24 protein-coding genes are annotated in these 26584 nt (G+C 34.9%); 1 reads left to right on the top strand and 23 read right to left on the bottom strand.

What is annotated here, in order from left to right:
• Positions 1 to 121: 121 nt before the first annotated feature.
• The 15 genes from neuB to H599_RS0113170 all read right to left on the bottom strand — a co-directional run bounded on the left by neuB (position 122) and on the right by H599_RS0113170 (position 14785).
• The gene (gene neuB, locus H599_RS0113240) at positions 122 to 1162 is read right to left on the bottom strand and encodes an N-acetylneuraminate synthase (RefSeq protein ID WP_026714573.1); all 1041 of its coding nucleotides are present in this window, start codon (positions 1160 to 1162) and stop codon (positions 122 to 124) included.
• On the bottom strand, positions 1159 to 2070 hold the full coding sequence (locus tag H599_RS19785; protein WP_081810569.1) for an acylneuraminate cytidylyltransferase family protein: 912 nt from the start codon (positions 2068 to 2070) through the stop codon (positions 1159 to 1161). The genes neuB and H599_RS19785 overlap by 4 nt, the downstream gene beginning before the upstream one ends.
• Positions 2071 to 3162 carry a glycosyltransferase family 4 protein gene (locus H599_RS0113230; RefSeq protein ID WP_026714572.1) on the bottom strand — a complete coding sequence of 364 codons (1092 nt, stop codon included), beginning with the start codon at positions 3160 to 3162 and terminating at the stop codon, positions 2071 to 2073. It abuts the gene before it with no gap.
• 12 nt (positions 3163 to 3174) lie between these two features.
• Positions 3175 to 4245 (bottom strand): glycosyltransferase family 2 protein, encoded by a 1071-nt coding sequence (locus H599_RS0113225; RefSeq protein WP_026714571.1) that lies wholly within the window; start codon positions 4243 to 4245, stop codon positions 3175 to 3177.
• Positions 4246 to 4248: 3 nt separating this feature from the next.
• On the bottom strand, positions 4249 to 5121 hold the full coding sequence (locus tag H599_RS0113220) for a beta-1,6-N-acetylglucosaminyltransferase (RefSeq protein ID WP_026714570.1): 873 nt from the start codon (positions 5119 to 5121) through the stop codon (positions 4249 to 4251).
• Entirely contained in the window at positions 5118 to 6137 is a 1020-nt protein-coding gene (locus H599_RS0113215) for a glycosyltransferase family protein (RefSeq protein WP_026714569.1), read from the bottom strand. Before H599_RS0113215 ends, H599_RS0113220 begins: the two co-directional genes overlap by 4 nt.
• Entirely contained in the window at positions 6128 to 7270 is a 1143-nt protein-coding gene (locus H599_RS0113210) for a glycosyltransferase family 4 protein (RefSeq protein WP_026714568.1), read from the bottom strand. Before H599_RS0113210 ends, H599_RS0113215 begins: the two co-directional genes overlap by 10 nt.
• 1 nt (position 7271) lies before the next feature.
• Positions 7272 to 8210 (bottom strand): glycosyltransferase family 2 protein, encoded by a 939-nt coding sequence (locus tag H599_RS20380; RefSeq protein WP_026714567.1) that lies wholly within the window; start codon positions 8208 to 8210, stop codon positions 7272 to 7274.
• A 3-nt stretch (positions 8211 to 8213) separates the two neighbouring features.
• Positions 8214 to 9263: a hypothetical protein gene (locus tag H599_RS0113200; RefSeq protein ID WP_026714566.1), complete on the bottom strand. Its 1050-nt coding sequence runs from the start codon at positions 9261 to 9263 to the stop codon at positions 8214 to 8216.
• A 2-nt stretch (positions 9264 to 9265) separates the two neighbouring features.
• Positions 9266 to 10180 (bottom strand): glycosyltransferase family 2 protein, encoded by a 915-nt coding sequence (locus H599_RS19775; RefSeq protein ID WP_051590747.1) that lies wholly within the window; start codon positions 10178 to 10180, stop codon positions 9266 to 9268.
• Positions 10180 to 11025 carry a glycosyltransferase gene (locus H599_RS19770; RefSeq protein ID WP_035141641.1) on the bottom strand — a complete coding sequence of 282 codons (846 nt, stop codon included), beginning with the start codon at positions 11023 to 11025 and terminating at the stop codon, positions 10180 to 10182. Before H599_RS19770 ends, H599_RS19775 begins: the two co-directional genes overlap by 1 nt.
• Positions 11026 to 11033: 8 nt before the next feature.
• Complete coding sequence (locus tag H599_RS19765) at positions 11034 to 11843, bottom strand: FkbM family methyltransferase (protein WP_026714565.1); 810 nt, start codon at positions 11841 to 11843, stop codon at positions 11034 to 11036.
• Between the two features lie 3 nt (positions 11844 to 11846).
• Complete coding sequence (locus H599_RS0113180) at positions 11847 to 13121, bottom strand: ABC transporter ATP-binding protein (RefSeq protein WP_026714564.1); 1275 nt, start codon at positions 13119 to 13121, stop codon at positions 11847 to 11849.
• 245 nt (positions 13122 to 13366) lie between these two features.
• A complete protein-coding gene (locus H599_RS0113175; RefSeq protein WP_026714563.1) occupies positions 13367 to 13717 on the bottom strand; it encodes a four helix bundle protein in 351 nt (116 codons plus the stop codon).
• Between the two features lie 198 nt (positions 13718 to 13915).
• Positions 13916 to 14785: an ABC transporter permease gene (locus H599_RS0113170; RefSeq protein ID WP_026714562.1), complete on the bottom strand. Its 870-nt coding sequence runs from the start codon at positions 14783 to 14785 to the stop codon at positions 13916 to 13918.
• 563 nt (positions 14786 to 15348) lie between these two features.
• Between H599_RS0113170 and H599_RS0113160 the strand changes: the two genes are divergently transcribed.
• Entirely contained in the window at positions 15349 to 16089 is a 741-nt protein-coding gene (locus H599_RS0113160) for a tyrosine-protein phosphatase (RefSeq protein ID WP_026714560.1), read from the top strand.
• 394 nt (positions 16090 to 16483) lie between these two features.
• Here the strand turns inward: H599_RS0113160 and H599_RS0113155 are convergent, their stop codons facing one another.
• The 8 genes from H599_RS0113155 to H599_RS0113115 all read right to left on the bottom strand — a co-directional run bounded on the left by H599_RS0113155 (position 16484) and on the right by H599_RS0113115 (position 26579).
• Positions 16484 to 18415 carry a polysaccharide biosynthesis protein gene (locus H599_RS0113155; protein WP_051590750.1) on the bottom strand — a complete coding sequence of 644 codons (1932 nt, stop codon included), beginning with the start codon at positions 18413 to 18415 and terminating at the stop codon, positions 16484 to 16486.
• A gap of 204 nt (positions 18416 to 18619) precedes the next feature.
• Positions 18620 to 19489: a glucose-1-phosphate thymidylyltransferase RfbA gene (gene rfbA, locus H599_RS0113150; RefSeq protein ID WP_026714558.1), complete on the bottom strand. Its 870-nt coding sequence runs from the start codon at positions 19487 to 19489 to the stop codon at positions 18620 to 18622.
• A 167-nt stretch (positions 19490 to 19656) separates the two neighbouring features.
• The gene (gene rfbD, locus H599_RS0113145; protein WP_026714557.1) at positions 19657 to 20520 is read right to left on the bottom strand and encodes a dTDP-4-dehydrorhamnose reductase; all 864 of its coding nucleotides are present in this window, start codon (positions 20518 to 20520) and stop codon (positions 19657 to 19659) included.
• A 280-nt stretch (positions 20521 to 20800) separates the two neighbouring features.
• Positions 20801 to 21637, bottom strand: coding sequence for a BRO-N domain-containing protein (locus H599_RS0113140; RefSeq protein ID WP_026714556.1), 837 nt, complete (start codon positions 21635 to 21637; stop codon positions 20801 to 20803).
• A gap of 173 nt (positions 21638 to 21810) precedes the next feature.
• The gene (gene rfbC / locus H599_RS0113135; RefSeq protein WP_026714555.1) at positions 21811 to 22359 is read right to left on the bottom strand and encodes a dTDP-4-dehydrorhamnose 3,5-epimerase; all 549 of its coding nucleotides are present in this window, start codon (positions 22357 to 22359) and stop codon (positions 21811 to 21813) included.
• A 921-nt stretch (positions 22360 to 23280) separates the two neighbouring features.
• On the bottom strand, positions 23281 to 24420 hold the full coding sequence (locus H599_RS0113125) for a DegT/DnrJ/EryC1/StrS family aminotransferase (RefSeq protein WP_026714553.1): 1140 nt from the start codon (positions 24418 to 24420) through the stop codon (positions 23281 to 23283).
• Positions 24413 to 24838 (bottom strand): WxcM-like domain-containing protein, encoded by a 426-nt coding sequence (locus H599_RS0113120; RefSeq protein ID WP_026714552.1) that lies wholly within the window; start codon positions 24836 to 24838, stop codon positions 24413 to 24415. The genes H599_RS0113125 and H599_RS0113120 overlap by 8 nt, the downstream gene beginning before the upstream one ends.
• Positions 24839 to 25604: 766 nt before the next feature.
• The gene (locus H599_RS0113115) at positions 25605 to 26579 is read right to left on the bottom strand and encodes an MraY family glycosyltransferase (RefSeq protein ID WP_026714551.1); all 975 of its coding nucleotides are present in this window, start codon (positions 26577 to 26579) and stop codon (positions 25605 to 25607) included.
• Positions 26580 to 26584: the final 5 nt, after the last annotated feature.

Here is a 26584-nt window from a genome sequence, read left to right as displayed (position 1 = left end):
TATTGCGAGAACAAATATGACAACTCTTTTATATAGGGGTCTCGACTGCGCTCGACCTGACACACGATTTGACTCTCAAAAAATTATCAACTTTGTCAGATCGAGAGCTGCCGACACCTACTCAACAAACATCCTCCAAACAAAGCTGTTCATCATTTTCAATATCTCTGGTTGCTGTTTTTCCAATTAAATCATTAAAATGTTCTGCGAGAATCTTTCCGGTTCCGGGGCGTTTGACCCAGATATTTTCTTTGGATAGTTTTTCCCCTTTTTTGATTGCTGCTATTGTACACACTGTAGCAAAAGCGAAATCGATAGTTACCTGCTCTTCTTTGGCGGGTTCTTTGGTTCCACCGCGCATTTGCCAGATTTCATTAGAGGCAATAATTAATTCTGATGTTGTTTTTTCATCCATACTGCAAATAATATCCGGTCCTGTACGATGCATGTGATCTGTAAAGTGACGTTCCAGAATGCTTGCTCCCAAGGCTACCGCTCCTAAACAGGCATTATTGTTTAAGGTATGATCAGATAATCCAAAAACCTTGTTCGGAAAAGCTTCATGTAATTGTGTCATAGCTCCCAAACGCACTAAATGAATTGGTGTTGGGTACAAATTGGTCGTATGCAACAAGGCTACAGGAACATTGTATTTATCAAAAATGGCCACTGCTTTTTGTACACTTTCAATGGTGTTCATTCCGGTACTCAAAATTACCGGCTTGCCAAAAGAAGCAATATGCTCCAGTAAGGGATAATTATTGCATTCGCCGGAACCAATTTTATAAGCCGGCACATTAAATTGCTCTAATCTGTCAGCAGCGGCACGCGAAAAGGGGGTCGATATAAAAATCATGCCTCTGCTTTCCACATAGTTTTTCAATTCTAATTCCTCTACTTCATTGAGCGAACAACGTTCCATGATTTCATAAATGGAAATATCGGCATTACCGGGAATTACTTTTTTGGCAGCTCCGCTCATTTCGTCCTCAACAATATGCGTTTGATGTTTGACCACCTCAACACCTGCTCTGTATGCTGCATCCACCATTTCTTTGGCGACTTGCAAAGAACCTTCATGATTGATACCGATTTCGGCAATCACTAATGGCGGATAATCGAGGCCTATTTTTCTTCCTGCAATTTCTATGTATGGGTTCATTTTGGGTTGTGGGTTATCGGTTGTCCGTTATTGTCATTGCTATTTTTATTGCCATTGCTATTGCTATTGCTATTGCTATTGTTATTGTCATTGCTATTGCTATTGCTATTGTTATTGCCATTGCTATTGCTATTGTTATTGTCATTGCCATTGCTATTGTCATTGCCATTGCTATTGTCATTGCCATTGCTATTGTTATTGCCATTGCTATTGTTATTGCCATTGCTATTGTCATTGTCATTGTCATTGCCATTGCTACTGTACAGGTATTCGGCGTAGTCTAAATCCTCCTGCATGTCGATATCGATATTGGCAAAAATATGATTTACCAGCAAAGGGAAGGCATTTTCGGTTATGATTTTATTTTCCATGATGGCTGCGGCCTTAGTAATATATAGCAATCCGTTTTCAAAATAGAGTGGTTCTAAATCCTGGCTTCTCTGCCCAATGGTATAATTAAAAGGAATAAATTTATTGTTGGCTATTTTTCCGAATTTCTGATAGTTTCGGGAAACTGTAAAGAGGCTGTCGTAATTTTCCTTTTGATACTCTTCAAAAGCTTCTCTTAGTAAATTGGTAGGTCGAAGTGGATTGGTAGGTTGTAATATAATCACGTTTTCAACTTCATCTTTTACAGATTGAAGTACATGTTTTAGAGCTGAAACAGTAGGCTCCAAATCCCCGCTCAAATGTTCCGGACGATCGATAACTTTAGCACCGTATTGAAGGGCTATTTTTTTAATTTCTACATGATCCGTGGAAACATAAATGGCATCAATGATTTCCTGGTTTGCCTGAGCATATTGAATAGAATGCACTAACAAAGGAATACCTCCTAAAAGCAGCGTATTTTTTCCGGCTAAGCGTTTGGAACCGCCCCGGGCAGGAATGATGGCGATGGTTTTCATTTATTTTAATCTGCTTTTAGCATTTTCAATGATTTTATTCATGTCATTGCTCCAATTTTCAGCTGTATATAAATCTTTTGGAGCATCAGGAATTACAATTTCCCTTTCTAAAAAATTAGTTACAGCCTTTTCCCATTCTTCGACAAAATGAGGTTTTTCTATTAACTTACCCAATTTACCATACTGTAACACTTCCGGGACACCTCCTAAAGCCGAAGCAATACAATAACAACCACAATGCAAGGCTTCAATGAGACTTAAACCAAAACCTTCATGCCATAAAGTTGGAAATAAATAACAATCCGCCGTTTGATAATATTGAGCTAATTCTTCATTTGGAATTCTCCCTAAGTATTCAACAGCTTTTGCGGGTTTTTTAGGTTCACAACCAATTACCCATAATACCGTATTTGGATTCTGTACATGTACTTTTTTCCAGGCGTCCAATATAATATGCAAGCCTTTTTTAGGACGATCCTGAGAGCACCATATAAAAACTGTTTTATCTTTGACTCCAAATTTCTCTTTCAACACTGCTTTTTCGATGCTACTTACCTTATAAAACTTTTGTGTATCAATGCCGTTATGTAAAACCGAAAAGTGAGTAGGCAAAACCGTGTACTGTTCTTTGTGTACCCAATAAGAATCAAAAGTTAACAATACCATTTCGTCAATGGTTTCAAAAAAATAACGACTTTCAAAATTGCCATAAAAAGGCGGAAAACCATGATAGAAAAACTGCAAATAACAATGCTCTCTCCATTTTTTAGAAAACAGGAAATCCTGTAAAGGTTTTACAATTCCGAAATTATCTACTATCTGAATAATATACTTTTCACCTGGTTTTATGATTTTTGCTAAGGCTTTAAAGTAACCTATATAAGGATTTTTAGCTATCTTTTTTTGAACTTTTGTCAAAAAATCTGTTGCTACAAGACTGTAATTTACATCTGGAAATTGGTATTCCGGTTGTTCACAAACTATAAAATCTATTTGATGATCTTGTTGTAAGTAATTTTTATAAAGAGTAGTCCAACTCCCTATTTTTTCATACGGTAGCGGAACTTGCGATATAAGGATTACTTTGGTCATGAATTACAATTTTTAAAGAATCAAAGATATACTTTTCATATCAGGAGCAACCTGATAGCGGTAGTTTTTTAGTGCCGGATTACTAATTAAATGTACTAAAATAAAGTCATTAATTTCTTTAAGAGTATAGTATTGCGGAACCTTTTTACGGAGTATTTTTTTTATTTTTTGTTTTAAAGTCCCCTCTTCTATATCCAATTGAAATAGATATTCTGTAATCAGCGGTGTTTTTTGTTTTAGAGTATAAAATAAAAAATGATCGATTTCCGGTTTCCGATTTGTTATTATTATTTGCCTGTCAGGTTTTTGCAATGCTTCATATTGCTTCTTTGAAATAGAAACACCCCACTCATCATCATTTACTTTCGTTCTTTTTTGAGCGATGGTATCTTTTAGATGTTGATGATTCAACTGCACCACTCCTGAGAGTTGCAAATCAGTCGTTAATTTTTTACGCTCACTGCTTCGGTAACTGGAATGCCATTGATGCAGCAATACAATTTCAGCATCATAAAATGATACTTCACAGCCCACATTTTGTAAGCGAACATGAATATCGGTGTCTTCAGCACCCCAAAAATGATAGAATTCATCAAATCCATTTATTTTATGTAAAGCTTCCATACAGAAAAGAGACAAACCCTGAGCTCCAACTCCACTTGAAAAAGCTACAGGAATAGTATCAAAATTTCCAGAAAACACTTTGGTTTCTTTACTTAAAAACCCAACCTTAAAATAAGTCGATAAATTAACTTTTGCCAAATCATAAAGCTTTTCGATAAAATTTTCTCTAAAAATCATATCTATATCTGCCACAAAAACATAGGGGGTCTTAATTAATTGTAAGCCCACATTAATAGCCTTAGCACGTGACCATGGCTGGTTTTCAACATAAGAATAATGATAGTGAATAGCTGAAAATTGCTTCAAAAGTTCTTTTAAAGCAAGACTGTAAACCGATTGTGAACCATAATCTACAAAAAGTATCTTAAACTTTTTTACTGTTTGATTTTCCAAGCTTAACAAACTGTTTTTTACCCTTATTAAGTCTTTATTCCGGTAAATAAAAAGTATGGTTATCATAGTTTATGCTCTAAAATTTAAATCAATAAAATCTAATAGGGCTTCACTTTCTTTATCAAATTTTCTGGCAAAAAAAGCAACATTATCCCCGTATTCATTTTGAACAAAATCATTTTCAAAAATAGCCAAATGCTTTTTAGATACAAATGCAGGTCCCGGATGTACAGACCAATCCACATAAGTCAAATTCCCTTTTATATTTGTAATTCCTGAATTACCAATTATGGTTGGTATTAAAATTTCTTCACAACAAAATGAATTTTTAAAAAAACGCTCGTAATGCCGATTTGAATTTAAAAAATCTAAAATATACCGAACGGTTGAATGGGTTAAAATCCACCATGTAGGACCAAAAAAAACTTTTTTAAACGGAAAGTTTTTTTTGGGAAAGTATAAACTAATCTTTTTCTCTAAGCGTAATAAAATTTTAATCCAAATGGGTTTATTTGGCTTTCGTCTATAAAACAGATCAAAATAAAAATTAGTTATCCACCCTCTTTTTAAATCAGATGGAAATCCTTCTTTAATGCTAATGAATTCTCCTCCTTGTTGTAACTTATTATACAAGAATTCATTAGACCTAATCGGATAATCACTACCACTCAGTAAAGCATAATAATCATAATTATCTTTAACCGCAGCAGCCATTAAATTAAATATTGCCTTTTGATGCGACCAGCCAGCCCACCAAACTTTATGTCTTTTTATAAATTTAATATTTGTAAACTGATTTAAATTTGTTGGCATTTCTGAATTTTTATCAATATGTATATAAAAATACACATTAGTATCCTGAAGAGCTCTTATTAATTTTTCAAGATGCCCATAATTATGGTAAGCAGTAATTAAATAGGCTATGTTAATTTTATCCATCATGTTAAATACTTTTCTGCTTCTCTTTTTGAAAGTCCTTTCCAACGTAAAAAACATTTCATTATTTTTTTGTTCAAGATAAACTTACCAAAAATTTTACTCTTAATATAATAGCCCCATTTAGTCTCTGAAGGTCTCTCTTTTAATTGAAAATCTATTGTTTTGACAGCTTGTTTTAACTTAGTAACTTCCTCAAACATCCAAGCCTCAGCAACATTGCCCATGTGATAGGTATAATTATCAGCCGTAGATAAACGCCAAAAACCTTTTTTTATAACCATTGTATCTAATAAATAATTACTATTTCCTCCTAATACATATTCCGTAGATTTTTCAGGTAAAGAATAAAATAGAGATGCTTTATATGTTATTACAAAGTGACCGGCTCCCACAACTGCTTTAAAATCATTACTCGAAATAGTTAAATAATTTGCTAAATGAACTTCATTATAAAACAAAGGATTTTCAATACTATGTGCAAATGCTCTTAAAGCCGTAGAATTTTGCACTGCTGTAAAACGTAATCTTTTAAAAAAAAAACAATCAAAAAAAATATTTGCCGTATAAGTTTTATACGATTTTGAAGAAGGGGTCGTACACACTGCACCTGTTTTAGGAAAATGTTTAAAAACCTCATAAGCAGCCTCCTGCCATTTTTCTAAAAACAGAACATCTGCATCAGAAGCAGTGACAACAGTAAAATTGTGTCCTGCAACAGCTTTTAAGATAGCATTAATTCTCCCAATATTTTTAGTATTGATAAGTTCCTGAATTTTCCTGCTTTGATACAACTCACCCAAATAATTAGAAACTTCAAAACAACTTCCGTTATTGACAATGGTAATAAAAGTTTTGTCATGAACTGTTTTAAATAAAGACTCCAAACATAATTGTAAAATTGTAAAACTATCTTTAAAATAACCTTCCTGATTAGGGATATATACGGGTATAATAACCTGATGATAAAAATCATTAGATTCCAACTGTTTGTTTTTATTTGGATTAAAACCTACCCGCATTTTAGAATTGTATTATACATTTCGATTACCCTCAATTGATTGACTGCATAATCCAATCGCTCCTGAGCCAGCTGTTGATTTATTTCGGCTGCCTTTACAAAGTTACTTTTTTCAGATAATGCTTTTAGGAGTATTTCTTTTATTTCTGAAACCGATTCCGGATTAGCAATTAAATAGCCATTCCTGCCCTGTACAATAATCTCTTCGGAAGCACCTCCTGGATTGGATTGTATTGGAAAAGCTCCCATTACAACAGCTTCTAACATTGTATTAGGCATACCATCTGAAATACTATTTCCTATATACACTAAAGATTTCCCCATTAATTGCATTAATTCTTTATGCGAAAGTCCATGTCTGTCAAAAAAAGTAAAATCTAGCCGATTGGATGTTATATAATCTATAACTTTTTGATGCGCTCCAAATACTATAACTTTATATTTCTCTAACTCCTTATCTAATAACTGTAAAGCTTTAATAACATTTAGCCCTCTGCCGAATTTATGTTCATAGCCTTTTACTAAAATAATTTTCCGCTCTGTAATGTCTAATTTATAAACATCTAACTCCTTTATTTTATATCCTGTACCTCCCGGGATAACACCTAAAAACTGACCTTTGAAACCTAATTTTTTGGCAATTTCAAAATCACGCATACAATCGGTATGTAAAAAATTAACACGAGCTAAAACCTGCTGTATTCTTTTTAAGTGTGTTTTATATTGCCTGTAATAAAACAAATCATTCCCCCAACAGGAATACAACCATTTCAATTTTGGAAATTTTTGCATCGTTTTCAAAATAGGATAGGAACAACTATGCAATTCAAAACTATGTACTACATCGGGCTGAATGTCTAAAATGATTTGTTCTAATGCTTCATTGGCTGTCACTTCTAAAAAAGACTTCACTTTTTCATACATGTTTGGAAATATTTTTTGTAAACGGTATTCTCCTTTTATATACGGAAATTTCCTTTTTCTCCAAGTTGTAAATTGATGTACCCTCTCTAAAGTATCCAATCGCCCACTATCTAACACATCAAACCAATACAATTCATGATTAGTGTCTTTTAAATTTTCTATCCATCGGATTACGTGAACGGAAGGCATGGAAACAAAAAGGATTTTCATTTTATAAATATTTATAACCTTTGCCAAAAATTTTAAATGTTGTAACTGCAAATACAGATTTAAATAAATCTATAAAATCAAACAATTTTATTTGTCTTTTGAATAATTCTTTGCAAAGAAACAAATCATTAGCATCTTTTCTTACCAACGCCTCTCTCAAAAAATACTTAACCCTATTTTTAGTAAAATTTTGTAACGCATTAGAATTAATAACATCGTTATTTCTTTCTAATAATTTTATATGCTTATCTCTTGCTTTTAATTCAGATGCTATTTCTTTTCTATTCAATTTTCCTAATTCCTGAGATAGAGATTCATTATGAATACGATAATATATTAATCCTTCATTTATAAATTTAATTACAGGATTTTCATATAGCATTCTTAAATTAAAATCCCAATCGTCTAAATTAGAAATAGATTCATCAAATAATCCTTTTTGTCTTTTAACAAACTCTTTTTTCCATAACGGTGAGATAATGTAGAAAGTAATTTTCCCTAAAAGATAATCCAAAATCAATTGATCGGAATTAATTTGTGTCATTCCCAGTATTTTTTGATTTTCAAAATCATATTTTACAACCTGACAAACCGAAACATCAAAAGTGTGACTATTTTCAATTTGTTTCTCCAAACAATCAGAAAACATTATATCATCACTATCAAACCATTTTATATATTCTCCCTTGCTTAACTCAAATCCATAATTCCGGCAGCTATTTGCTCCCTTAATTCTATCTATTGGACGATAATGAAACTGAAATCGGGTATCGGCAATTAAATACCTTTCTAAAACTGCAAGAGTGTCATCTTCACTACCATCATCCACAATAATACATTCCCAATTTTGATAGGTTTGTGCCATAACAGAATCTAGCGTTTCACCAATAAGATGGGCGCGATTGTAGGTGGGAATGATAATAGAAACCAGAGGATTCATTTTCTAAAATATTAAAGACTTAAAGAAACTATCATATTTCATAGCTATTTTCTCGGGTTGATACTCTTTTTTTTTATCTTGAAATTGTTTTGTTTGAAAATACGAATTATGCTCTAATTCTAAGACTTTATTAATTACGTCTTCGTATGAATTGTTTATTATATCAAAAACAGGTAACCCAAAATTATCTGCCTCTTCTGTCAAATTTCCTATTCCTGGTATAACCATTGGTTTATCGAATGTCAACCCCAGAAACAAATTACCTGAATTCAAATTCCTTACTCTGGGAATAATTATTACAGAACTTCTGTCAACTAAATTTATTAAATAGGAATAATCTAAAAAAAGAGAATTAAAATAATACTGCTTTTTAGATAATGACAAACAATATAGACTTTCCATTAACTTTCGATACTTTTTCCTAAATCGATAAGGAATATAATCAGGAATTTCAAGAAATTGAAACATTCTGGGCACTACTAAAAATTTATTCTTTACGGGAATTTTTTTGAATATCTTAAATATTAGTTTCATTTCCTCCTTAGACCTGATGCCCCCGATTACGGAAACGACAAATTTATTTTCCAAATCAATTTTATATATTTCCTCTATATTTTCTCTTTTTCCACTTTCCAGTAAACTACTATATAGAGGATGATGAATTATTGTATGAATACAATCTTCAGAAAACATTTTCTGACAATGTTGCATCGAGTAATTCCCTAAGTGAATTACAGCATCTGCATTTTTATGAATTAATGAAAACAAATTATCAAAATTTTCTTTTTTATCATAGTGCTTTTTAAAATCATTCATCGTATAAACAATTTTAGAACTCATTTTCCAGATTCTAATCTGAGATTCTAATTCATTTAATTCTGTTTGAGTTGGAACTTTCCAATCAAAAATCGCTTCGGGAAACTGAATATTTACGATATCAAAAGAAGAATTAAAATCCTTAAAGTTTCCAAACACGAATTCACTTTCAGAATATTTAATAATCTCATCAAGGTATATATTTTGGTCTTTTTGATGTGGAACTAACACCTTCATAATCAGTTAAATATTTTTCTACTCACTTTTCTGCCTATATATTTATATAATACAATTATAATGTCTTTTTTTCTTAAACGAATCATTACGACAAGTATTAACCTTAAAGCTGAAAAGAATTTAATGACATTCAATTGATTCAACAGATAGTTAAATTGGTATTTATTTAACTCTTCTTTATCAATATTTAAATTATCTTTCAAAAAAGAATTAAATAAAAATAAACTAGTAACTTTCAATTCAATTTCTTTTATATCTGTTGATTTTGACGAGATATTGACTTTACTTAGTCTCCAATAAACGGAAGCATTATTTATATTGAATATCCCTGTTTTTTTACCATATAACAACCAAGTGGCATAATCTGAAAACCAAGCCAACGGAAATGCTACTATCCCATTATTTTGCTCATAAATTTTTCTCGTAAAAACAAACTCGCTCATTGTAATAATTTCTTTCAGCAAAAATATTTTTTCCAACAAATCATAAGAGGAGTCAATCTCTTGTAAGGCCTCATTCACGTGTAACAAAGCGTTTTTTTCATCTATAACCCTTAAATTAAACCTAAATAAATTTACTTTATTTCCAGCAATTAGAAAAGTTTTATAAAATTCCTCTACCACATTTTTACCTAACACATCATCATCTCCCAAAATCATTAACCATTCCTCATCCCCTGACAGCTCAATACAACGCTCCCATTGTTTAGTCAATGATACCCCTCCTAAATTTTCATCAAACCGATGATATTTAAAATCAAATTTTCCCCGGTATTTGTCTATTAATGCTGTTGGATTCTCCGGACTGGCATCATCCCCAATGTAAACTTTAAATCTTTTATCCGTTTGAGTAGCTAACGAAGCTAAGGTATCTTCAAAAAAAGTAAGTTTGTAATATGGGATAATTATGGCTAGCATTATTGAATCAATCTTTTTAAAAATTTAAAATGAAATTTAGAATATGGTTTAAGTAATAATAGTTGCAACCAATATTTTAGAGATTCTTTTTTATTACCTAAAGCTAATAAGCCCATTGTAAAACACATTCCATTTTGAATTTCCGCAAATTTTAAAACTCCGGAATTCAAACTATCTATTTTTAAAGGCAAATACCTTCTATATAGTTTTCTAAATTTAATTGTTGAAGTGTACCAAGATTCATTTAAAGTCCCTAGTGAAAAATGTTCTATCAAAATTTCCTTTGTAACAACAATTTTATAATTATTAATCAAACATTCCAATGAAAGATTCATATCGTAATTATGAAAACCAAACATTTTTTCGTTAAATCTTAAAAAAGATAATTTTTTGGCTACCATAAAAACTCCGTCAATTACAACAACCTCTTCAATCGTATTCTCTCTCCACCCTATTTGTTGATGTTCTACTATATTTGAATTAAGATGCTGAATAATATTTAGCATTTTATATTCTTTAGGGCAATCCCACCAGGCTGAAGGCATCTTTGTTTTCATTTTGGCACCTGCAATCCCTATCAATCCTATATATGCATCTGACGCAAAAATATTACTGATTACATTTCCCCAATCCTGAGTATGAAATAATATGTCATCATGAATAAAGCACAAATATTCTCCTTTACTTTGTTCAATTCCTAAATTATAAGCTTCAAATATAGAATATTTGTTTTCTGAGTTATCAATAACTATTAACTCGTACTCACATCCAATAGTCATTTGAATATTTAATTCTAATTCAAAATCTATTTTTTTTTTCCTACAACATATTATAATTGAAATCATATTTCTTTTTAGCTTTTGTAAGCATAAATATTAATAGCCATATCATATTTTTCACATCCAATATTCTTATCTATAAATGGGCGATTTCTTGAAAAAGACTGACTTAAATGATAACGAAAACCATTACGCTTGAAAATTGCCAATATTTCATCTAAATGTTGTTCTTCGTCAAAAATACTATGATATTCTAAAAAAACATTTTCAATATTAGTTAATCTATCTTCAATATCATTTAAAACTTCATATTCCGCCCCCTCAATATCCATTTTTAAAAAAGTGATCGGACGTTCCAAATAATCTCGTAATCTAATCGTAGGAACAAATTCAGGGATTTGATTATTATATTTCATAGCTAACCTTCCTCCCATTCCACTATCAGTATAAAATTTTAAAATAGTTTCTGATGACCAAACTCCTTTTTGGATTAAATGGACATTTTTAAGATTTTGAGAAGCTATGTTTTTTTCCAAATAACTCAAAACTTTTTTATCCGGTTCAAAAGCAAAAATTTCAGCATTTGGAAAATTTCTTGAGAAGAATAACACACTTAATCCCATATTTGCCCCACAATCTAAAATCACCGGTTTTTTACTATCTGTTTTAAAATTGTAAATACCTTTTACAAAAATCTCTTGATAAGTAACATAAAAAGCAATCCCATGATGATAATAAAATTGTTTTCCAAAAAGAGAAATCACTCCCTCTGAAACTGTTTTTTTTGCTTTAAGCATTTCCTTCTGAAAATCAGTGTAAAATACTTTCTGATTTACTGCAATCAAAAATCTTTTTATAGCATTCTTTAAAAGTTTAAACACCATAATTTACCTATTTTTTTTTAAGTACTCAAACCAGTTCGGTCTGACAACTGAATTATAATTGGGATGATTTTGAAGAAAAAATTTATTACCTACTTCTGAATCCGCCAGAAGATTAAATGTCAGATTAGATTTTTGGGTTGTAAATTTCTTAACATTATGTATCGAAAGGTTAAATTCAATTTCATAATCACCTGACGCCAAACTATAAGGCGGTATTATAAAGGAAACTTCATACTCTCCAGGATTAATAACTGTATAATCATTATAATCATTATATAAAACACCTACTAAAGGATTTGCAATACCCGATAATACTGAAAAACCTAGCACAATATCATTAAGAACAATACCCAACTTAAATTGTAACAAAATTTGCAAGGAATCTGAAGTCTTTAAATTTGAATCCCTTGAAAAATTATTAATTGAAACTGACATTAAAGATAAAGTTTCATCTCCATCGATTCCTTTCCAAACCATTTGGGTAAATTTTGAAGATAGGTATCTATTTAAAGCCTCATCAATCCCCCCCTCAAACGCCACTTTCCCATGCTCCAATACAATCCCTCTGGTACACAAACTCTTTACCGCTGCCATATTATGACTTACAAACAAGACTGTTCTACCTTCGCCTTTAGAAATATCCTGCATCTTGCCAATGGCTTTTTTCTGGAATTCAGCATCTCCTACGGCTAAGACTTCATCAACTATTAATATTTCAGGTTCGAGGAAAGCGGCTACGGCAAAGGCCAGGCGCACATACATTCCGCTGCTGTATCGCTTTACCGGAGTATCAATATAGCGTTCACAGCCGGAGAATTCGATAATTTCATCCAACTTAGACGCGATTTCTTTTTTGGTCATCCCTAAAATGGCTCCGTTCAGGAAAATATTCTCACGACCGGTCATTTCACCATTAAATCCTGTTCCTACTTCGAGTAAGGAAGCCACACGCCCTCCAAATTTCACACTGCCGGTAGTAGGCGAAGTCACCCGTGACAAAATCTTTAACAACGTGGATTTCCCTGCTCCGTTTTTCCCAATAATACCCACCACCTCTCCTTTGGCTATTTCGAAATTAATATCCTGCAATGCCCAAACGTAATCACTCTCTCCTTTAACGGAACGGTCATTGGCTTCCCCAATTTTTAAATAGGGATCTTCCTTACCGATGAGACTGTGCCACCAACGGTTGAGGTCGTGCTTTATGGTTCCGGTGCCTACCTTTCCGAGTCGGTACTGCTTGGAGATGTTTTCGGCTTTGATGATGATTTCTTTCATGGTGAGTAGTGAATGGTGAGTGCTGAGTAGTGAGTAGTGAGTGGTGAATGGTGAATGGTGAATGGTGAATGGTGAATGGTGAGTGGTGAATGGTGAGTGGTGAATGGTGAATGGTGAATGGTGAATGGTGAGTGGTGAGTGGTGAATGATGAGTGGTGAATGGTGAGTGGTGAGTGATAATACTTCTTCTCACTTTTCACTTTTCACTTCTCACTTTTCACTTCTCACTTTTCACTTCTCACTTTTCACTTCTTTCTATCTATGTAATTTTTAAATCCTAACAATAGTTTCTTTACTTCTGTCAATTGCTGTTCCACAAGAGTATGATTTGATATAAATCCTAACCGAATAGCAATCAAATATTGTGTTTCCAGTTCAGCAACAGAACCAATTGCAATATAAAGAAATTGTAACAATTCTTTATCTCCCTTTCTAGCAGTTCCTTCTGCAATATTTGACGGAATTGAAACAGCCGATCTTCTCATTTGACTGATTAGCCCAAACTTTTCAGCTTCTGGAAATTGTTGCGTCAATTTATAAACAGATTCAACCAAATCCATACTTTTCTTCCAAACATCTAAATCTTTATGATCCATATCTTTTTTTTAATAGTAAATGGTGAGTCATGAGTGGTGAGTTGTAAATAGTTAATAAAAAATGTAATAATTATCTATTCACTTCTCACTATTCACTTCTCACTATTCACTTCTCACTATTCACTTCTCACTATTCACTACTCACTTCTCACTACTCACTTCTCACTTCTCACTACTCACTTCTCACTACTCACTAAATTACACCGTATCAATAAAACTTTTCTCTGTTCGGTTAAACAATAATACTCCAAATATAAATATACAAAATGTAAAAATCAGGGTATATAGCATTCCGCCTAAGGGCAATTCACCTATTCCTAACAACATATAACGGCTGGTTTCGACAATATAAGCCAGGGGATTATACTGAATGATCCAGGCGTATTCGGGGATTTTTTCTTCAATTAATGCCATCGGGTAAATGACCGCCGAAATGTACATCAACAATTGTACTCCAAAACCAATCAAATAACTTAAATCCCTGTATTTAGTGACCATCGACGAAATAATCATTCCGAGTCCTAAGCCTAAAACTCCCATTACAATAACGGTAAACGGGAAAAAAGGGGTCGCCCAATTAAAATGTAAAGGTGCTCCTTTCCAATAAAAATAAGCATAAAAAACAAAAAAGATAAAGAGTTGGATGCCAAATTTCAGCAAATTGGAAATTACCGTGGTCAACGGGGCTATGATTCGGGGAAAATAGACTTTCCCAAAAATTCCGGCATTGGACACAAAGGTATTGGATGTTCCGGTGAAACAGGCGGTGAAGTAATTCCACACCGTAATACTGGCCAAATTGAACAGAAAAGGGGGCACGACTCCGGTACTAATTCCTGCCAGATTATTGAACACAATCGTAAACGTTATGGAGGTAAATAAGGGCTGAATTAAATACCAAAGTGGCCCTAAAACGGTTTGCTTATACACCGTAACGATGTCTCTTTTTACAAAAAGACTGAGTAAATCGCGGTAACGCCACACTTCTTTTAAATTCAATGAAAAGAATTTGTTTTTAGGCGTTATCTCAAATAACCAGTCCGGTTGCTGTTTGTTCGTTTGATTCATGAATCCGAATAATCTGTTTCCTTAGGAGTAAATATACTAAGGGATTGTGAGACTACGCAATTATTTTCGATTATTAACCTAAAAAAGGGTTGTGGGTTGTGAGTTCTGGGTTGTGAGTCCCGATAGCTATCGGGATGAGTTGTTGATATCGATAGAGAACAAACTTTTCATTTCATTTCATTTCTTTTCTTTCTCCTACCCCTAAAGTTTTTTTCTTTCCCCGCCCTAAAGGGTGGAAAAAAACTGGGGGGTTTTTGTTTTTTCTTTTTCCTTCCCCATCCCTAAAGGATGGGAAAAAGAAATAGGACGTTGTTATTAATAAAGAACGTTCTGAATTTTCGGCTCCCTTTAGGGTTGGGGAAAACCGAAAATTTTATACTCTTGTTTTTTTACACACCCCTAGCCCCTCTGGAAGAGGGGAATATGATTGTGGTAATTGAAAAGGACATTGCAAGCAAGACTTCTCGTCCCGATAGCTATCGGGACTCACAACCCATAACGTATAAGGGATAACTGACAACGGACAACGAACAACCCACAACTCTTTTCCCTATATTTGCAGCATGTTTAGTTTTTTAAAATCCAAATCGGTTTTGAAGGATTTGATTCCGGATAACCATATTGATATTCATTCGCATTTACTGCCCGGGATTGACGATGGTGCTAAGACTTTTGCTGATACGCTGCAACTGACTAAAGCTTTGCTAAGCTTTGGGGTCAGTGAATTTATTTGTACTCCGCATATTATTCAGCATTTTTGGGAGAATACGCATGAGCAAATTATTGCTAACCAAAACCACACGGTTAAAGCACTTGCAGAAAAAGGGTTTAGTACTCCGTTTAAGGCTGCTGCCGAGTACATGATGGACGAGCAGTTTGTACGACTGTTTCAAACCCAACCGTTACTGACTCTGAAGGACAATTACGTGCTGGTGGAAATATCGTATAGCAATGCACCGATTCAGTTGTATTCTACACTGTTTGATTTGAAGGTAGCGGGTTATACTCCTGTTTTGGCGCATCCGGAGCGTTATCTGTTTTACCATAAAAATACCGCTGAATATGACAGGCTTAAAAAAGCGGGTTGTTTGTTCCAATTGAATTTACTGGCGGTGACGGGTTATTACGGGGAAAATATTGCTAAGATTGCCGAAAGTCTGCTACAAAAGGGGCTGTATGATTTTGTGGGGAGTGATGTGCATCATGACAGGCATATTGCTGCTTTTGATGACAAGGTAAAACTGAAGGATTTGAATCCGTTAAAGGAGGTTATCGGGAATAATCAGTTTTTTAGAGCTACGTAAACTGTTTTGTTTTTTTAAACCGCAAATTCGCTAATTATTTTTTATAATCGTTGCGGATTAATTTATTCCCTTTGTGGGCTTTGCGGAAAGCTTAGTGAATCTTTGCGGTTAAATTTTAAAACCCACATAAGTCACATAAGTTTTTTTTACCGCAGATTACACAAATTATTTTTTATAATCGTTACGGATAGCTTTACTGCTAGTTTTTACACACCCCTACCCCTCTGAAAGAGGGGAATGTGTTTGGTGGTAATTGAGGACATCAGATTTACACCCTGTCGTATAACTCATCCCGATAGCTATCGGGACTCAACTCACTGGTTCATTTTTTTTTTTTTTGCTACCTAAGAATCCTTAATTCCCTTAACTACTTAATGATATAAACTGTAAAAAATTATTTGTCTAATACTTCAAACGTAGAGTTCATACTCTTGAATTCCGGGACGATTTTTTTCATTTTGGATACGATAGCGTCTTTTTTATGGAAGTTGGCAATAGTGATGAGGGTTTCAATTTCGTCATGCAAAATTTCAAACTCTTCCTGTACTTCCTGAGCAATCATGATTTTATGATGGTGGGTAGGAATAGTTTTAGCGGTATCGTTCAATAATTCTTCGTATAATTTTTCTCCCGGACGTAAGCCTACAATCTTAATTTTAATATCCTCATCCGGAATAAAACCGGCCAGTTTAATCATTTTACGAGCCAAATCGATAATTTTTACCGGTTTGCCCATATCGAAAATATAAATCTCGCCTCCTTTTCCCATTGCACCTGCTTCCAAAACGAGTTGGCAGGCTTCTGGAATGGTCATAAAATAACGAATGATATCCGGATGGGTAATGGTTATAGGACCTCCTTCGGCAATTTGTCGGGTAAATAAAGGAACAACGGATCCATTAGATCCTAATACATTTCCAAAACGGGTCGTAATGAATTTGGTGCTTTTTTTCTCGTTATTGCTATTGTATTTCAATTGCAACGACTGCACGTATTTTTCAGCAATACGTTTACTGGCTCCCATTACATTACTCGGGTTAACAGCTTTGTCTGTTGACACCATTACAAAGCTTCTTACCTTATATTCACAGGCCAAATCAGCCAGATTTTTAGTTCCTTCGACATTGGTCAAAATCGCCTGAGAAGGATTTTCTTCCATCAAAGGTACATGCTTATAGGCCGCAGCATGATACACCACTTCCGGCAGGTATTCTTTGAAAAGGATGTTTATTGCATCTCTGTTACGGATATCGGCTACGATGGTTAAGATAACTGCTTCGGTATCCGTGTTTTTCAACTCCAGACTTAAATGATGCAAAGGCGTTTCGGCCTGATCGACTGCAATGATTCTTTTGGGTTTAAATTGCAACACCTGTCGGACAATTTCACTACCAATAGAACCGGCAGCACCGGTAATCAATACCGTTTTATCTTTTAACTGCTTGGAAATGGATTTTCCGTCTAAAACAATAGGTTTTCTTTCTAACAAATCCTCAATCTGGATGCTTTTTACCTTTTGAGAAATCTCTTTTTGGTTTTCCCAATCGGTAATCAACGGCACAATATAGACTTTGAAATTAAATTCCAGACATTGTTCTACGATAACCAATCGATCTTCTTTAGACAAACTCTTATCCGCAATAATAACACTTTCCGCCCCAACGGAACGCATCAGTGTGGGCAGCTTTTTCTTTTGAATTAAAATAGGTAAATCCATCATTCGCTTGGAGGAATTCTGGCTGTTTCTGTCCACAAAACCCACAATCTTAAAACGACTCGGCACCTCTAATTTCAGTGCATTAGCTACCGCCAAAGCATTGGCATCCGTTCCGTAAATCAGTGTTCGCGGTAATTTAATATCATTTCTTTCAGAAAAAAACTGTTCGAAAACCTGTTTCACTACCACGCGATACAAAAACAAGCCACAAAAAGAAATGACCATGTTAATAAACAGGGCGGTATTCAGGTAAATTTTGTAGCCGTTAAAATATTCGTAAACAAAATTTAAACTGACAAAAAATACTAAAACAGAAACCTGAGAAAATAATAACTTAATCGCATCCGTATAAGAAGAATGGCGGATAATCCCGGAATAGGTGCGAAAAATCCAAAAAGAAAAAAGATTAATTACTAAAATAAAAGAGATGTATATAGCTTTATAATTAAAAACAATAAATTGCAAACCAACACCATTGATAATTAGCTTTGTAAAGAAAAAACTAGCTACAAGTACAGTCAAATCAATCCCAACCACAATCCAGCGGGGCAAATAACTCAGATTATGAATACTCCTAATCAAATTTTCCCTAGATAAAGAAACCTTAATTCTTTTATCATCTCTCCCTCTGTTACTACTATTTCTCAAAATACCCCTCTTTAATTCAGACCCCAAAAATAAGACATAAAAACTGTAAAAAAAACATTACTCAGGAAGAAACTTCTAACAATCAAAAAATTTTATCAAATCGACAATATAATGTGACTCTAAAAGTAAAATAACATTTCAGAGTGTCTTATTATCCTAATATCTTTACAACTTATGTTTCAACAATCCCAACAAATACTCTCCATAACCCGATTTTTTCAAAGGTTCGGCCAGATCTTTCAATTGCTGACTACTAATAAATCCCTGTCTCCAGGCAATTTCTTCGATACAGCCTACTTTTAACCCCTGACGCTCCTCCAAAACCTGAACAAATTGTCCAGCCTGCATTAAACTGTTAAAAGTCCCGGTATCCAGCCAGGCCGTTCCCCGGCTTAGGATGCCTACATTCAGTTTGCCTTTTTCAAGGTAAGCCTTATTGATATCGGTAATTTCATACTCTCCTCTGGCACTTGGCTGAATGTTTTTAGCAATTTCCACCACCGAATTGTCGTAAAAATACAAGCCCGGCACGGCATAATTGGACTTCGGTTCCAAAGGTTTTTCTTCAATCGAAATGGCTTTTAATGCTCTATCAAATTCCACTACCCCATAACGTTCCGGATCGGAAACGTGATAGGCAAAAACCACTCCTCCATCCGGATTTCTGTTCGATTGCAACAACTCCTGCATGTGGGCTCCGAAAAAAATGTTATCTCCCAAAACCAAGGCGACACTATCTTTTCCAATAAATTCCTCTCCAATCACAAAAGCCTGAGCCAATCCGTTAGGAACAGGCTGTTCGGCATAACTAAATTGGCATCCTATTTCACTTCCGTCACCCAACAATTTTTTGAAATGAGGCAAATCATGAGGCGTGGAAATAATTAATATTTCGTTGATTCCCGCCATCATCAGGGTAGATAATGGATAATAAATCATGGGTTTATCATAAACCGGCATTAATTGCTTACTTACCGCTAAGGTTAATGGGTGTAAACGTGTTCCGGAACCTCCGGCTAGTATAATTCCTTTCATTTTTTTTCAGTTATCAGTTATCAGTTATCAGTTATCAGTTATCAGTTAAAGAAACCGACAACTCACAACTCACAACTCACAACATTATTACATTGTTTCCTTCTTTATAAAGTATTTTATTGGCTGCGTCCATTAGTATAATTCGTTTTAATTCGTTTTAATTCGTTTTAATTCATTTTAATTCGTAATAATTCCATACATTTTTGTAAACTTTCTTTATAATTTGGTACTGCCACATCGTAAACCTGTTTAATCTTCGTTTTATCCAATAAAGAATAAGCCGGACGCTTAGCGGGTGTAGGATATGCCGAAGTTGGAATACCGGAAACGGCACAATCAAAACGGCCTATTTCCTGAATAGCTTTTGCAAATTCGTACCAACTAATCTCTCCTTCATTCGAAAAATGGTAAATCCCAGATTGCCATTTTGGATGATTAATAATGGTGAGGATGGCCTGCGCCAAATCGGCGGCATAGGTTGGACTGCCTATCTGGTCGTTCACGACATTCAGGCTGTCCCTTTCCTGCATCAGGCGCGACATGGTTTTCACAAAGTTATTTCCAAAACTGGAATACACCCAGGATGTGCGAATGATAATCGCATCCGGATTGTGTTGCACACAGGCTTTTTCACCCGCCAACTTCGTCACTCCATACACATTTATGGGTGCTGTTGGAGCCTCTTCTGTCAAAGCCACTGCCGAATTGCCATCAAACACATAATCGGTGGAAATATGAATTAGCTTACAATGGTTTGCAGCGCTCCACTGTGCCATAACGGCAACTGCTTTGTGATTTAAAACATCGGATAGTTCATATTCGGACTCGGCCTTATCAACGGCAGTATGTGCCGCACAGTTAATAATAATTTGCGGATTTATTTTCGAAATAGCGGCTGCTAAATTGTCCAAATCACACAAATCCAATTCCTGCCAATCGGTAAAAACCCATTCAAAAGAAGTGTCCTTCGATAGGACTCTCAACTCTGAACCTAATTGTCCATTGGCTCCTGTTACTAATATTTTACTCATCTATTTTTTAATCTAATTTTACGAATTATTGCGAATATTATCATTACTTAGAACTATATTTTTTATTTTCCCTCCCGAAACTTCGGGACTAAAGGGAGCCAAAAAAGAATCAGAACGTTTGTATTCCTATCATAACTCACTACTCACCGTCACCCTGAGCTAAGCCTGTCCTGAGCTCAACGAAGGGTCGAAGGACACAACCCACAACTCATCCCAATAGCTATTGGCACTCACAACCGATGACTAAAACGCCCTTCACTACATACTCCCATTCGACAAACTACTCTTGCCGTTTATGCTTGGCATTCAAAATCTTTTTGGCATTCAATTCTGAAACCACTTTCTTTCCTGTTTTCGATTCCAATTCTTGTAAAGCAACTTTGGCTACATTACCTCCTTGCTGGGCAACTTCCTTACTTTCTTCAAAACTTTCAGGATTCACGGCCTGAGAAATATCTTTAGTAGAAGCTTCAGCCAACATATTTAGAATTAATTCAGTATTTGTCATGTTATCTCGAAGATTTTCTTTCTTCAACCCTTTCAAAACCTTATATTCTTTAGTCGTTTTACCTGACCAGGCTTTAGAAATAATATCAGTCAGTGTTGCAAATTGCATACCCTCTTTCAATCCTTTACTTTTCCATTCATCCGTTAACTCTTTTCGAATCTCAATACTTTTTAGTCGCTGATTAATCCAATTTTGAGAATATCCTAATTGTAAATACTGCTCCAACGCCCTATCGATAGTCAGCTCGGGGTCTTGTATTTCATCAAGACGTTCCGAAGCTATTTGCGCCAACCAATTTTTAAAAGGCTCTGCTTTAGGTGAGGGAATGGATTGTATTAATCTAAAAAGTTGTTCTGTATCAGCAACATCCGTTTTATAATATTTCCCATCACTGGACTGCATTTTCAGTTGTACGATATTCTCGTACAACTGACTTCCCTCCTTAGAAAGCTTCTTTTTAAGATCCGACCAATACCGCTTAGGAATTGTACTTCCCGTCAATACTTCTATCACATCTATTATGGAAAAATACCATTTCTCTTGGTTAGCATCCCAAAGGGTACGTATCTTTTTATTTTCAAACAACTGTAAAGTCTGATGTTGTGTCATAATCGAAATTTTTAAAGATTTTTAAGGAAGACTTTCTTAATTAGTTACAAATTATGCTCGGATAACAAAAAACCAATAACTCACCGTCATCCTAAGCTAAGCCTGCCCTGAGCTCGACGAAGAGTCAAAGGACACAACCCACAACCCACAACCCACAACTGATAACTGACAACTCAAAACAGACTATTACAATTTTCAATAAACGGTAAAATCTGATCTTTTTCAGAGACAATAGCCTCCTTCAAATCCATTCCCCAATCGATATTTAATGAGGGATCATCATAACGAATTCCTCCTTCGGAAGCCTTATTATAAAACTGATCGCATTTGTACATAACCGAAGCTGTTTCACTAATTACTGAAAAACCATGAGCAAATCCCTGAGGGACTAATAATTGTTTTTTATTTTCAGCAGATAACAAAATGCTGAATGATTTTCCAAAAGTAGGAGAATATTTTCGTAAATCAACCGCCACATCAATAATTTCTCCTTCCAGTACCCGAACTAATTTGGTTTGTGCAAAAGGTGGATTTTGATAATGTAATCCTCTCAAAGTTCCTTTTTTTGAAAAAGACTGGTTGTCCTGCACAAAATCAATATCGATTCCTAAAGCTTCAAATTTAACTTTACTGTAGGACTCAAAAAAATAACCTCTTTCGTCTCCAAATACTGTTGGCTCTACAATTACTAAATCTTTTATAAATGTTTCTTCTATTTTCATATTAATATTTTATTTTAAATCATTGGTTTCGAGAAAGCTCTTTTAAACCAGACTTCTCGATACTCCCGAAACTTCGGGATTCTGAAAAGCTATTCGCATTTTCTGAAAATTCACTCGAAGTGACGAAAACAGAACGTCAGTTCGAGTTGAGAACTCATTTGCGACAGGAAATGGGTTCGAAGTATCGAGAACCATTTTGCCAACAAGGCTTCTCGATACTCCCGAAACTTCGGGATTCTGAAAAGCTATTCGCATTTTCTGAAAATTCACTCGAAGTGACGGAAACAGGGCGTCAATTTATCTCCACGTCAGTTCGAGTGATTTTTAAAGCTGAAATAATATTTAGTAATTCAAATCATCCGCTTTAAAAATCGTATCGAGAACTCAAGTTTAAACAAAGCTTCCCGTCCCGATAGATTCGGGACGCTTCACTACTACTGACGTCTATATCTTTTTAGTAAAAACACACCCCTAACCCCTCTTAAGAGGGGAATACGACTGTGCTAACTAAGAAGACTCTGAGTTACAAATTACAAAACCATTTTGTCAACAAGACTTCTTGATACAATTCGCTACTCGAAGTGACGTAACAAAACGTCAGTTCACCACACCGTCAGTTCGGGTTGAGAACTCATTTGCGACAGAAAATGAGTTCGAAGTATCGAGAACTATTCTGCAAACCAAACTTCTCGTCCCGATAGATTCGGGACGCTTCGCTACTCGAAGTGACGAAACTAGACATCAATTTATCTCCTCGTCAGTTCGAGTGATTTTTAAATCTGAAATAATATTCGTTAGTAATTCAAATCATCCGCTTTAAAAATCGTATCGAGAACTCAAGTTTAAACAAGACTTCCCGTCCCGATAGATTCGGGACGCTTCGCTACTCGAAGTGACGTAACAACATATTAGTTCCAATTATCATTTAAAGAAATTAACAATCACTTCTTTAATTCTGTTTTTATCCTCCTCCGTCAGATGAGATCCCGAAGGCAGGCATAATCCTTTTTCAAACAAATCCTCTGCTACCTTCTTCCCATAATAGGGATAATCAGAAAAAACAGGCTGCAAATGCATGGGTTTCCAAAATGGACGACTTTCAATGTTCGCTTTTTCAAAAGCCAGTCTTAAAGTTTCCCTGCTTCTCTTTTTCACCGTATTCGTTTTAACTAAAATAGTGTTCAACCAATAATTGGAAATAAAATCAGCATGAGGAACCTCAAAAAGTTCAGCCGCCTCAATGGCCTCAAAAAGGCTTTTGTAAAACAAATGGTTTTCCCTTCTTTTTGCAATATTTGCATCCAAAACGGTTAACTGTCCCAAACCTATTCCGGCACAAATATTACTCATTCTGTAATTATAACCGATTTCACGATGCTCATAATGAACAGTCGCTTCTCTGGATTGGGTGGCATAAAAAATAGCTTTCTCTTTTAATACTTTGGAATCCGAAAGCAAAGCACCACCGGCAGAAGTGGTAATCAGTTTATTTCCATTAAAAGATAAAACTCCTAAAGTACCCAAAGTGCCGCATGGTCTCCCTTTATAAGAGCTTCCTAAAGCTTCGGCAGCATCTTCAATAACCGGAATTTCATGTTTTACAGCAATCGAATGGATTTCTTCAACTTTGTAAGGCATACCGTAAAGATGAACCGCTATAATTGCTTTGGGCTTCTTTCCTTTAGCTATTCGGTCTTCTATCGCTGCGGCTAAAGCTATCGGGCAAATGTTCCCCGTATCCGATTCGCTGTCTACAAAAACAGGAGTTGCGCCCTGATACAAAATAGGGTTGGCTGAAGCCGAAAAAGTCAGACTTTGACAAATAACCTCATCACCTCCTTTTACACCTAATAGTATTAAAGCCAAATGAATAGCCGAAGTTCCCGAATTTAAAGCGGCAACAAATTTTTCGCTCCCGAAATAGTTTTCCAGCCCCTCTTCAAAGGCATCCACATTGGGTCCGCCTGAAGTAATCCAATGCGTTTCTAAAGCCTTCTGAACATATTCCTGCTCCCAACCACTTTGTTGAGAAAGCGAAAGAAAAATTCTCTTATTAGCCATTTAACTTCCAATAATCCGATGGATAACGAACATCATCTTCACTTACCCTTGCTAATGGCAAAGTAGAGAAGGATATTAATTTTGAATCCTTTTTTAAGGATTCAATGGCATTGGCATAACCCGCCGGAATATGAACTATTTTAGAATCTGATTCCGATACCTCAACCGTTTCTACTACTAAATCTGGTGACGGATTTTCCCAGTTGTCAATTTTCACAAAATGAATTTTGAAAGCTCCGCTTAAACAATAAAAATTTTTCGCATCCAATTTGTGTCCCTGCCAGGCTCGAACAGGATTTTTATCGGAATTACTGATAATGTAAAACCTTTCGATTTCTTTGAAACTAAAGTCGTTTACAAAAGAAATACTGCCTCGATGATCGGAAAAATTACCGCCTTGAATTATTTTAGGATTCATATTTTTTATTTAGTTGTGGGTTGTGAGTTATCTGTCCCGATAGCTATCGGGATGGGTTCAAAGTATCGAGAACTATTCTGCAAACCAGACTTTTAGTCCCGATAGATTCGGACGCTTCGCTACTACTGACGTCTATATCTTTTTAATAAAAACACACCCCTAACCCCTCTTAAGAGGGGAATACGACTGTGCTAACTAAGAAGACTTTGAGTTACAAATTACAAAACCATTTTGCCAACAATACTTCTCGATATGGTTCGCTACTCGAAGTGACGGAAACAGGGCGTCAGTTTATCTCCTCGTCAGTTCGGGTTGAGAACTCATTTGTGACAGAAAATGAGTTCGAAGTATCGAGAACTATTCTGCAAACCAAACTTCTCGATATGCTTCGCTACTCGAAGTAACGAAACAGGACGTCAGTTCACCACACCGTCAGTTCGAGTTGAAAACCAATTTGCGACAGAAAATTGGTTTGAAGTATCGAGAACTCTGGTTTAAACAAAACTTCTCGATACTTTTTTGGCTTAAGGTAATTCTTTCTCAAAAGACATTCTTTAAAGCCAAAAAAAACTCGAAGTGACGTACGTATATTCGAACACTCGTCAGTTCGAGTGATTTTTAAAGCCAAAATAATATTCGTTAGTAATTCAAATCATCCGCTTTAAAAATCGTATCGAGAACCGAGAACTATTCTACATACAAGACTTCCCGTCCCGATAGATTCGGGACGCTTCGCTACTCGAAGTGACGGGAACAAGGCGTCAGTTTATCTCCTCGTCAGTTCGGGTTGAGCATCACTTTTTTTTAACAAATAAAACTTTAAGCTATAAATCAACAGTAAAGGAGGAATAACAATTAAAAACAACACTATATCCTGAACTTTATGATAAAAAAACACCACCACAATAGAAACTATTACTTGTGCCAAAGCATAATACAGAGCCACCAAACGGTGTTGTATTTGATACTCATTACTTAATACCTGATACAGATGCAGTCGATGTGCTTCAAATATATTCTGTTTCAAATACAAACGATGCAAAATGGTACAAACCGTATCCGTTCCATAAACCGCTAAAAACAATAACCATACTATAGAACTCGTTGCTAAAACCAATTTAACCAGCAGAAAAATAATCCAAAAAGCAATGGCTATACTTCCCACATCGCCGGCAAAACATTTGGCTTTTTTTCGGTAATTGAAATACAAAAAAACCAAACTGGCCATCATCGCATATTTCATAAAATCGGCATCGGCAAAAAATTGAATATTTTCATTAACATACCACAAGGCTCCCATGACCACCAACGTATAAAGTCCTGTAATACCGTTAATTCCATCCATAAAATTATACGCATTAATCAATCCGATAGCCACCACATAAGCTACGGCAATACCTAAAAACGGCAGGGTTTCAAAAACAGCTGCCTCATAAAATACCAGTGTAATGGCTAAAAAATGAATCGAAATACGAATCTTATTGGACAAACTCTGAATATCATCCCAAAAACTCACCAGACTCACCAGAGTAATCCCAACAAAAAAAAGAGCATTACCCTGAAGGTGCTGTACATAATACAACAAGGCGGAAAACCAAAAAATGATTCCACCACCTCTTAATGTGATTTGGGTATGTGAGCTTCTTTGATTCGGTTTGTCAATAATATTAAATCGGTCTGCTACTTTAAAATAGAGCAACATGATGATGACTAAAACAATTCCCAGTAGTATGTATTCCATTGTTT

The sequence above is a fragment of the Flavobacterium daejeonense DSM 17708 genome (genome assembly GCF_000425425.1).
Lineage (GTDB): Bacteria > Bacteroidota > Bacteroidia > Flavobacteriales > Flavobacteriaceae > Flavobacterium > Flavobacterium daejeonense.
The sequence above is the reverse complement of the archived record's forward strand: the minus strand, read 5'-3'. Positions and strand labels throughout refer to the sequence as shown.